Origin of the sequence: Frankia sp. KB5, assembly GCF_002099325.1 — a bacterium.
GTDB lineage: Bacteria > Actinomycetota > Actinomycetes > Frankiales > Frankiaceae > Frankia > Frankia casuarinae.
In genome coordinates, this window is sequence record NZ_MRUJ01000294.1 from 1 (window position 1) to 8,434 (window position 8,434).

Annotated in this window: 2 protein-coding genes; both read right to left on the reverse strand. The window is 70.6% G+C overall.

The window, feature by feature from the left end; genetic code table 11:
• Positions 1–464: 464 nt before the first annotated feature.
• A complete protein-coding gene (locus tag KBI5_RS22695) occupies positions 465–4,820 on the reverse strand; it encodes a type IIL restriction-modification enzyme MmeI (RefSeq protein WP_085016401.1) in 4,356 nt (1,451 codons plus the stop codon).
• A complete protein-coding gene (drmD, locus tag KBI5_RS22700) occupies positions 4,817–8,170 on the reverse strand; it encodes a DISARM system SNF2-like helicase DrmD (RefSeq protein WP_085016402.1) in 3,354 nt (1,117 codons plus the stop codon). Before drmD ends, KBI5_RS22695 begins: the two co-directional genes overlap by 4 nt.
• Between the last annotated feature and the right edge of the window lie 264 nt (positions 8,171–8,434).

Genomic DNA, 8,434 nt, shown 5'->3' on the forward strand with positions numbered 1-8,434 from the left:
GGCGAAACGTGCAGTACTCATGAGATCCCCCGTGAAAAGGCGCGCGCCATAGCACGCCGATGAGAGTGGTGAACGAGACGTCGAATATCAGGCTGCGGGTCGATGCCGGCTGCCTGGGCAGACGGGCGAGGTCGCAAGAATGTACCGACAGGACGGCCGTGAAACCCGTCGGTATCCGAGAAAGGCGGCGAGGTCCCGCTATCGCCAGCCGATCAGATCAATCCCGGACAACAACGATTCTGAATCGCTTCGAGCTTTCTGTCAACAGCTTCGGAAAAGTCGGAAAAGGTGGATGGAGGATGGCCGTGCCCGGATCCCCCCGAGAATCCGGGCACGGCAGAATGTCGACCGCGCGCGTGGCTCGGCCGGTGGACAAGGCGAATGGAGAACTCTCGCGGACCGGTCACCCGGAAATCGGGCGGGCGGCCCGGCGTCAAACGTAGGGTGTCGTTCGCTGTCTCCGGCTACAGGTCAAGCAGCGACCCCTGGTCCGGCGATGCGGCCGCCCTGGCGCGGGCGCCTTTCTTCTTCGCGCCATTCTCGTGCAGGCCGGCGGCGACCTCCTCGGCGTACCGGGCGTGGTTCAGTTCGAGGAGGCGGTCGAGCACCTCGCGCTGCGCCCACGGCCCGATCGTGTACCGAGTGTACTTCCCGGCCGGATGAAAGCCGTGGTCCAGGCCCCGGTCGATCATATCGACCCACCCGTACGCCCGAAAGGTCGCCTCGTCGATGAGCCGGTGGATCTCCCGCAGCTCGGCGATATCGGCATCGTTGCAGCCCGGATCGAAAACCAGATTGTACGTCTTGGTGAGCCCTGACTGCCGCGCCAGCATCGCCTCCCGCCGGAACCCGTCCAACCCCTCCCCCAGCTCCCGCATCTCCCCCGTCAGTTCAGGCAACGGCAAGGTCTCGAACACGTCCGACGGCGTGTACCGAAGATCGGCCTTCATCGACGACGCCCGCGAGGCCGCCCACCAGTAATGCGGCGAGCTGGAGAGCAAGGCCAGCATTGCCGTGTCGTCCGTTGCGAAGACCCCGAGCATATGCGAAAACACCTGCCCGGTCGGCACCATCACCGGCATCACCGTGCGGCTCACAAGAGTGATGACGATTACCCGCCCGATACCTGCGATAGCGCCGTAGAGTTCAGGCCTGGAACGCTCGTATCGCCACCACCGCTCACGGGCCGACTTACTAAAGCGATTGAGGTCACGTTCTGGCTTGACGAGGAGGCGGACCTGGTCGTAACAGTCGCGGTACCGCTTTGCGCGGTCCTCAGGCCAGTCGTGGAAATTGACGACCCAACGACTGCCCGAGCAGTCGGGGCGCGAGTTGAGATCCTGACCGTTCAGATAGGGGAACAGCACGTCGGTATGACGCGGATCCTTCGCGATCAACGCGCGGGCCTCGGCGGGTTCCATCGTGAAGCCAAGACCCAGGACATAACTTCCAATAAAGGAGATTCCTGCGCTTTTTTCCAGCCGGTGAGGATTTCCGGACACTCGTGCCTCGGGCTCCAGGGAGGGTGCGATCACGGGGGTCTGGACGCCGTCGGCGAACCGGGCTGCGGCCGGCCCGATCTGCCCTGTGGTCCAGACGGCGCTGAATTCCAGGACCGCGGACTTCGACGGCCAGGGCCGGCTCTTGATCGACCGGCGGATGACGTTCCCGTCAGCGACAATCTGGTCAAGGCCGACCTCACGGGTATCGCCCTGGGCCAGGGTGTTCGTCGCGATCAGCCCCGTCTGACCGCCACCGTTGAGCAGAGAGTGCGCACGCAGCGCGAAGTAGGCGACCAGATCGGCGCTCCCCCGTGCTCCCCCGCCGATCTCCTCGACGAGGTACTCGCGATACGCCACGCCCAGTGCACCGGTCAGCTTCTGGCCACCGAGGAACGGGGGGTTGCCGAGGACGGCGTCGAAACCGCCCTCCTCGAAGACCTCGGGGAAGACCAGCGGCCAGTGCAGGGGTTTCCGCCGGAAACCGCCGGGAACGTAATCGGTGGCCAACCAGGACTGTGCCGTTTTCCGGGCCTCGGTCTCATCCCGCTTGCCGGTGACCTCATCAGCGAGGCGGGCCGCGGTCAGGGAGAAGCTTTCCCGGCTGGCCTTCTTCTCCTCGTCGATCTCGGCGCGGGCATGCGGGTTACTCGTCCCCGACCATTTCTGATAGCCGACGAGCGCGGCGCCGGCAGTCAGGTCGGCGAAGAGCCGCAGCCGCTCGGTGTCGTGTTCCACCCCCGACAGGAGCCTGCGCTTCCTCGCAAGTCCCGCCAGAGACGAGCCGTCGGTCTCGACAAGGTCCCGGCGCCGCCCGGCGGCGTCGCGGACCAGTTCACGGACGCCGGCGGTCCAGCCGAAGATGTCGGAGTGGATCTTCCGGCCCTTGGCCGGGTCGAGGTGCATGTACTCCAGCTGCTCGACCGAGGTGATACCGAGCAGGGAGTCGCCGGAGACGAGCCGGTCGTCCAGGAAGGTGAACGGCCGGCGCGGGTCCATCGACACCAGCCAGAGCGACAGCTTCGCCATCTCCACGGCCATCGGGTTGATGTCCGCCCCGTACAGGCAGTGCTCGATGACCAGCCGGCGGGCCTCGACGGTGACGTCGTCCGCGTCGGCGTCACCGGCGTACCCGGCGTACCCGGCGTGCCCGGCGGCCCGCGGGTCACCCTCACGGATCCACGCCTCCACCAGCCGGTCGCCGAGGTAGCGGGCGGCGGCGACGAGGAACGCGGCCGAGCCCATCGCGATGTCGGCGACCTTCAGCGACAGGATGTCGGCGCTGGACCGCAGCCGCCAGGCGCCCCGGTCGGCGGTCTGCAACGGCCCGGGGGCGTAGACCAGGGGCTCCAGGGTGTTGTCCGCGACCTCCTCGGCCAGGAACCTGGGGGTGTAGTGGGTGCCGGTGTTCTTCCGCAGCGGCGACTCGGTGACGTACAGCCCGTCCTCCAGGACCACGACGGGCTGGCCGCGCAGGTCCGTGCGCAGCAGGCCGTGGAACGGCAGCAGCCGCTCGGCGGTCGGGTAGTCGCCGCGGGTCACGGCGAGCAGGGCCTTGCGGGCCTCCTCCCGCTCGCCGGCCTCCAACGGAACGAGCCGGCGCTCGACCGCCTTCGGCGCGCCGATCCCGCTGGCGGCGAACCTCTCGGCGAGCGCGGCGGCGAGCAGCGGGCGGCCCCGGTGACGCGAGGCGAGCTCCTCCAGCTCGGACAGCTTCGCCTCGGCCTCCAGCCCCTCCCGGCCGGCCAGGCCGACGACCACCTCCGCGGCCGGGGCGCGTTCGGCATCGTAGGAGAGCAGACCCTCGTAGACGTAACCGATCTGCTCGACGTCCAGCGAGCGGAAGCTCAGCGTCCGCCGCTCCCGGGACTTCCCGCTGCCGACCTGGATGTACTGGACGGCACGCAGCATGTGCAGCACCGTGCGGTCGTCCACGCCGAGTGGCAGCCACGGATGGGCGGCCGGGTCGAACAGCGAACCGGCGTAGGCGTGCATGCGCAGCCGGGGATGATCGACCCCCGCGTACACGGCGGTGAACAGGGCGCGCAGCCGGTGCCAGGCCGCCGTCGACTGCTCCAGGTCGTCCTCGGTCGCGCCGTCGTAAAGCTGCTGTTCCAGCTCGGCGCACAGCCGGCCGGCGGAGTAGGTACTCGCGTACAGGTCGTTGCCGGCGGGCAGCAGGCCGCGTTCCTCGGCGTAGAGCAGGAAGACGATGCGCATCATCACCGCGACCGCGCCCCGGTAGACGTCGTGCGCGCCGACGTCGCGCAGCCCGGCGCCACCCCGGTCCCGCTCGGCGACGTGCCAGCGGCCGAAGGCGGCGACGAGCAGCTCCACGGCCTGGCGAACCTGGACGCCGAGCGCCTCGGTGATCTCCTCCTGGCTGCCGAGGCTCGCCTTCAGCAACGGGACCAGCGTCTCGTCGTCGGGTACGCCGAAGAAGCGCCGCCGGCACAGCAACGACACGAACGCCCGCACGACGTCGCGCTCGGCCGCCTCCGGCCAGGACACCGCGTCGAACACCGCCGTCGCCGTCACCCCGCCGCGCGGCGCCCAAACCAACGCCCACTGCCGGCCGTTCGTCACCAGCGCGAGCTCGATCCCGTGATGCCGGCAGGCGATCGCCGCCCGGTCCACCGGCGTCGCAGCCCAGGCCTGCCCGGCGATCCGCGCCGTCGGGGACTGTGACGGCGCGACGACCAGACCGAGCACGCGGACCGCGTCCGGTTTCACCTCGGACGACCCCCCGGCCACTGTGTCCCCCGCGGCCACTGTGTCCCCCGCGGCCACTGTGTCCCCCGCGGCCACTGTGTCCCCCGCGGCCACTGTGTCCCCCGCGGCCACTGTGTCCGCTGTGTCCGGATCGACGAGGATGAAGGACGGCACGAGGTGCGCGTCGTGCTCGCCGACGTCGACGGTGAACGAGCGCAGCGCGCCGTTCGCGCCACCCGCGCCACCCGCGCCGTTCGCGCCGTTCGTGCCATCGGGCAGGACGAGCGTGTTCCCCCAGCCGAGTAGCTCGCCGAGAACGAAACGCACCCAGGCCGCCTGGCCGCCGACGGGATCGTCCAGCCAGGCGGTGTGCTCCCGGCGCAGGCGTTCCCGGGTCTTCTTCTCCAGCGGGTCGAGCGTCGGCCAGACCCGCCGGAGCACGGGCAGGCTGAGGAACGGCCCGCTGACCTCGATGAGGCTCAGCCATTCGCGGTGCTGCGCGGAGCCGTCCGGCGCGGGCGGCCGGCGCCGACCGCCACCGCCACCGCTGCCGCTGCCGCGACCTCCGGGGATGCCCCGGCCCCGCGTGGTGGCACCCACGGTACTCATCGCGCCTCCTCCGCTGCCGGCACGACCAGGACGACCGCGACGGGGAACTGGTGCTGCCTCGGGTCACGGTATCGCTGCGCGATCACGTCGAGCTCCCGTCGCCGTTCCTGGTCGAGCCGGTCGAGCCGGTCCTGCCACGCCTGCCGGTCCTTGCGGTACTGGGCCAGCTCCTCGCGGCTCCTGGCGATCTCGAACCGGCTGAACAGGGCGTCCTCGTCGTTCTCCGGATCCTCGATCGCACCGCGCAGCGTCGCGGCGAACTGATCGAGGATAGTGGTGATCCGATTCTCCTCGGCGGCCCGGCGCTGGCCGAGAAGGCGGGTCAGCGACTCCTGGCGGGTCCTCGTCCGCCACTCCAGGGCGGAGAGCACCCCGGGCCGCACCGCCGGCCAGCGCTCGACGAGCCGCTCCCGCGTCTCCCCGGAGACGGGCCGGCCGGCGGCGAGCGCGGTACCGACGAGATCGCCGAGGACCGTCAGGTTCTCCAGGCGGCGGAACCGCCCGGTCGCCGGCGCCCAGCCGCCCGCGTACAGGACCTCCTCGTGCAGCCGGACGCCGTCCGCGCCCACCAGCACGAACCGGGAGAACGCGCCGATCAGCACCTCCTCGCAGCGCGGATCGTCCGAGCGCACGGCGGTGACGCGGTGCAGCCCGACGTCGGCGTTGGAGACGGCGCCCCGCAGCAGCCTTGTCGACATGTCGACGAGGCGGTGGCCGAGGTGCGCGAGCACGACGTCGTCGCGGTCCTTTGCCATGGCCGGGTCGAAGGTGATCGGCCGCTGGCGCGGCGGCGTGCCCGGGGGAAGGTCCTCACGGCGCAGCTTCTCGGTGAGTCCCGCGGAGGCGCGCTGCCACGAGCCGGTGAGCGTCGGCACCGTGAACAGTCCCTCGGCGTGCTCCTTCTCGTCGACGTACGGGGTGAGTGCCTGTTGGCGGGCGAGGCTCAGTGCCGTGCCGACGACGCGGCGCACCGCCGCCGGGGTGATGCCGAGCTCGCGGACCGTGTCGTCGAGGTTCGCCCGCAGCCGGCGCACCTGCTCGCGCACGTTCTCCGCGACCGGGACGGTGCCTCCGGCGGCCACGGAGCCGCCCGGACCGACGTCGAGGTCGTCGGGACCGAGGTCGATCCGCTCCCCCAGCATCCGACGCTGCACCCGATCGGAGAGCACCGCGTTGACCGACCCGAGGTCGGCCTTCATCTGCGCGACCTTCTTCACCACCCGCGACAGGAACTCCAGGTCGGCCTCAAAGGAATCGACGCTGCCCGACCAGCCGGAGCCGACGAAGTGCCGGATCTCCGGGGAACGGCGCTGCCCGTACCGGTCGATGCGGCCGATCCGCTGCTCCAGCTTGTTCGGGTTGAACGGGATGTCGTAGTTGACCAGCCGATGGCAGTGATTCTGCAGGTCGATGCCCTCACTCGCCGCATCGGTGGCGAGCAGGACCCGCATCGGATGTTCGCTCGGTTCGGCCTGGAAGGCGAGCCGCAGCTGCTCGCGCTCGTCAACGGACAGCCCGCCGTGCAACAGGCCGAGCCGCTCCCCGGCGAGCCCCTCCTGGCGCAGCAGTCCGGCGAGCCAGATCTGCGTGTCGCGGTACTCGGTGAACACGACGACCCGCTCATCGAACCAGTGCCGCCCGTCCGGCCGGCACACCGCGTTCAGATAATCGAGCAGCGCGCGGGCCTTGGCGTCCGGCTCGGCCTCGTGGGCGTCCGCCCAGCGCCGCATCCGGTCCAGCAGCTCGATCTCGCCGTCGGTGGGATCGAGCTGCATCGGCCCGATCCGGCCGAGGGCGTCGTCCTCGGCGTCGGCGAGCTGCTCGTCGTCCAGGGTCGCGACGTCGTCGAAGTAGTCCTCCATCCACGGCTCGGGCATCCACGGCTCGGGCATCCCCGGCCCAGGCATCCCCGGCCCAGGCATCCCCGGCTCGGCCTCATCCGCGAGGCGGGACGCGTGGACCGGGCGCCCGTGCCGGGACACGAGGGTCTCCCGGTAGACGCCCACGGTGTGGCCGAACGCCGCCGGGGAGGAGAACAACCGCTTCTTCAACAGCAGGGTCACCAGGTCGGTCGCCTTGCGGCCGCGCGGCGAATCCAGCCGGGCCCGGCGCAGTGCGGCAAACTCCTTGAGCAGGCCGTGGATCTCCCGTTCGCCGTCCGGATAGACCACCGGCATGTCGATCGAGCGGCGCCGGGGGAACCGCGGGGTGCCGTCCGCGTTCTCGATGCTGCTTTTCAACCGGCGGACCACGACCTCGTCCACGGCCATCCGGTCCGGCTCGACGCCACGGGCGAACCGCTGGTCGTCGAGGATCTCCAGCAGCGCGGTGAACGAGGCGAGGTAGCCGTTGTGCGGGGTGGCGGACAGGAACAGCCGGTGGGTGAAGTGCGGCGCGAGCCGGCGGATCAGCTTGGTCTGCTGGGAGTCGACGGCGTAGACCTGCCTGGGCGCGGCCGGGGCGATGTGATGGGCCTCGTCGAGAATGAGCAGGTCGAAGGTCCGCGGGTAGGTCGGCTGACCATCGCCGGGCAGCACCTCGTCAAGCAGCCGCTGCGCCTTCGGGCCACGCAGCCAGGGCAGGCTGACGATCGTCAGCGGGTAGACCTCGAACGGGTTCGCCGCGCTGCCGTGCGAGCGACGGACCGCCGCGCAGCGCTCCGCGTCAATAATCGTGAAATCGCGGCCAAACTTCTCGGCCATCTCGTCGCGCCATTTCAGGGTGAGCCCGGCCGGACAGACGATCATGATGCGGCGCGCCCGGTGCCGCAGCAGCAGCTCCTCGGCGACCAGCCCGGCCTCGATGGTCTTACCGAGGCCGACATCGTCGGCGAGCAGGAGGTTCACCCGGGGCGCCGCAAGGGCGCGCGCCACCGGCTCGAGCTGGTAGTCCTCGACGGCCACCCCCGAGCGGAACGGGGCCTGCAGCCGCCGGGCGTCCGCGGAGGTCACCGCCGACCAGCGCACCGCGTCGAGGAAGGCGGCCAGCCGGCCCGGTGGGTCGAAGCCGCCCCGGGTGACGTCGGGCAGCGAACCGCTGGGCAGGACCCGCCGGCCCGGCTCGACCTCCCAGATCACCTCGACGGTGTGGCCGTAGCGACCGTCCTCCACACTCTGGAGGGTGACCAACGTGCTCGTGCTCGGCGCCGCTCCGTCCCCGACGGCGTCAGGCCCCGCCGCGTCCGCCTTATCCGCCGCGCCCACGTCCGCCGCGATCCACCTCGCCCCGCCGGCGGCCGGTCCGTCGATGTCCGCGACCACCCACTTCTGACCACGGACCTCCACCAGCGCGCCGATGTCGGGACGCTCGTCAGATGCCGGCGCCCCCGGGCCCGGCCCCGTCCCGCCCATGGCCTGCTGGCGGACGCGGCGTGCTGACGGAGCACGTTCGGTCGTCGAACTCGGCACCTGATACCCCCCTTGGTGAACAGCCCGACCAGTCTGGCAGGACGCCGGGCGACCGATTCCCGGCCCGGTGGCACCGTGCCGGCCCTCTTCGGTCCCCATCTCAGACCTAACGGACATCCAGGGGGCAGATTAGCATCTGTGAACTCAATTCACCAACATGACCCATGGCGGACCGGGTCTCGACATCGTGGTGCCGCGGGAGCCCCG